Raw genomic sequence first — 2,521 nt, forward strand, 5'->3', positions numbered from 1 at the left:
CTTCACCGGGTCGTAGGGCAGATTCTTGTAGATCACCGGGCCGATGGTGTGGCCGGGGGATGCCATGAGAATGCTGTGGTCGCTGCCACGGCCGCCTCGTGCCATCTGACCGGTAGCCATGGTCGAGCCGGCGCCGGGACGGTTTTCCACCACGACGGTGCCGATTTCCTTCTGCAGCAGGTCGGCGATCTTGCGCGAGAGGACATCGGTGGTGCCGCCCGGCGCATAGGGCACCACCAGGCGAACGGTGTCGGTTGGCCATTCGGCCGCCTGAGCCGCAATGGAAGCGAGCGGGAGAATGGTGCCCAGCAGAAGCAGGCGCAGGCGCAGGGTGCGCTTGAGAGTCAGAGCCATAGGAGAAATCCCGTCTTGTAATTGTTGTGGGCGTCCGACGATTGCTGGCTGGCATAGGGCCATAGACAGCGGCTCGGACGCATTCACCATAAAGGAACCCGCCCTGCCGAGCCTCCGCTGGACTGAAATGGTGTTCGATTATCGAACACTACTGCGCCTGTCACCGGTTGTGGTTTCGACCCGCTTGGGCCAACTTCGACTCCCCAGATTGTCGGTCCGTTAACGAGGAGGCGCCGGTGAGCGTTCTGCAGGGCATCAAAGTATTGGATCTAACGCGCATCCTCGCCGGCCCCTGGTCGACCATGGCGCTAGCGGATCTCGGTGCCGAGGTCTGGAAAATCGAGAGCCTGGACGGCGGCGACGATACCCGCAGCTGGATGCCACCGGCCAAGGAAGGGATCTCGACCTATTACCTCAGCGCCAATCGCAACAAGCAGAGCCTGGCGGTCGACCTGCGCAAGCCGGAAGGTCGCCAACTGATCCTCGAGCTGGCGGCGCACGCCGACGTGGTGGTGGAAAACTTCCTGCCGGCGAGCCTCAAGCGCCTGGGGTTGGACTACGCGGCGCTGTCGGCGGTCAATCCGCGGCTGATCCATTGCTCGATCACCGGCTATGGGCGCGACAATCCGCTGGAGAATCGTCCCGGTTACGACTTCATCATCCAGGCCGAGAGCGGTTTCATGTCGATCACTGGCGATAAGGACGGCGAGCCCATGCGTCTGGGCGTCGCCTTCATCGACCTGGTTACTGGTATGAATGCGGTCCAAGGCATCCTCGCTGCGCTGTACGAGCGCGAGAAGTCCGGTCTGGGACAGTCGGTGGATATCGCGTTGTCCGACAGCGCACTGCATTTCCTCGCCAACATCGCCTCCGGCTATCTCAATACCGGTAAGGTGCCGCAGCGCTACGGCAACGCCCACGCCAGCATCGTCCCTTATCAGCTGTTCAATACCGCCGACGGTAGCATCGCCCTGGCCGTGGGCAACGACGAGCAGTACCGGCGTCTGTGTCTGGACGTGCTGAAGCAACCGGAGCTGTATAGCGACCCGCGCTTCACCCAGAACAAGAGCCGTACCGAGAACCGCGAGGTGTTGCTCCCGATGCTGCAGGACGCCTTTGCGGGCTGGAACAACGAGGTGTTGATCGGCGCATTGCGCGCGCAGGGGATTCCTGTGGGCGAGGTGAAAAATGTGGCCCAGGCATTCGAGTCGGAGACCGCTCGCCATCGCGACCTGGTGATCAGCGCCGAACACCCGGTCGCCGGTGAAGTGCGCATGGTGCGCAGCCCGTTGCGCCTGTCGCGCACGCCGACCGTTGCACCGAAGGCACCGCCGTTGCATGGGCAGCACACCGACAGCGTGCTCGGCCGGGTGCTGGGCAAGAGCGAGGCCGCGCTGGCCGAGCTGCGTGCCGCTGGCGCTATTCGCTGAGCGCAGGCGGCGCAGTCCGGCTGGCGACCCGCTCGGATTGAAGCGGAGCGTCGCCCGGCCCGCCAAGCAGGCTGCAGCCGCGTACGCGCCGGCGAGTCCTCGTTGCGATCTTATTGGTCGAGCTGTGCCTGCCCGGCGACACGCTGCCAGCGTTTAACGTCCTCTGCGACATAATCGCGGAAATCGTCACCTTCTTCAGTCGCCAGTTCACCGCCGAGCTGGGCAACGAATGCCTTGAAACTCTCGTTATCGAGCTGCTTGTCCAGCGCGCTCTGCAGCGTCTGGATGGCCTCGTCCGGCATGCTGTCATCGGCGACCAGGCCGAACCAGGCGGTGGTGACGAAGTCGCCTAGACCCAGGTTGGCACCGAGCTTGGACAGCGGCTCGACACCCGGCAGGTAAGGAGAAGGTTCGGCGGAGGTCACCGCCAGCGCCCGAAGCTTGCCGGACTGGATGTGCGCGAGCACCGCCGGCATGTTCTCGAACGACACGTCGACATCGCCACTGAGCAGCGCCGGCAGGGCCTCGCCACTCCCGCGGAAAGGCACGTGGGTCATCTTGGTACCGGTCATGGCTTTGAACAGCTCACCGGACATATGGATCGAGCTGCCAACGCCGGCCGAGCTGAAGGTCATCTCCTTGTCTTTCGCTGCCTTGATGAATTGCTCGACGCTTTGGTAGGGGCTGCTCGCCGGCACCACCATGACGTTGGGAATCTCGATGACGTTGCGGATGAA

Annotated in this window: 3 protein-coding genes; 1 reads left to right on the top strand and 2 read right to left on the bottom strand. The window is 63.6% G+C overall.

Going from position 1 to position 2,521, the window contains the following annotated elements; all coding sequences use genetic code 11:
- Positions 1 to 354: tripartite tricarboxylate transporter substrate-binding protein (locus MCB86_RS05790; RefSeq protein WP_275589436.1), on the bottom strand; the 354-nt coding region annotated here is incomplete at its 3' end.
- Between the two features lie 236 nt (positions 355 to 590).
- Here MCB86_RS05790 and MCB86_RS05795 point away from each other — a divergent pair.
- A complete protein-coding gene (locus tag MCB86_RS05795) occupies positions 591 to 1,784 on the top strand; it encodes a CaiB/BaiF CoA-transferase family protein (RefSeq protein ID WP_045164049.1) in 1,194 nt (397 codons plus the stop codon).
- Between the two features lie 110 nt (positions 1,785 to 1,894).
- Here the strand turns inward: MCB86_RS05795 and MCB86_RS05800 are convergent.
- Positions 1,895 to 2,521 (bottom strand): tripartite tricarboxylate transporter substrate binding protein (locus MCB86_RS05800; protein ID WP_239610279.1); only part of this gene is annotated, 627 nt, incomplete at its 5' end.

It is taken from the genome of Pseudomonas sp. KSR10, from assembly GCF_022355455.1.
Taxonomy (GTDB): Bacteria; Pseudomonadota; Gammaproteobacteria; order Pseudomonadales; family Pseudomonadaceae; genus Stutzerimonas; species Stutzerimonas stutzeri_E.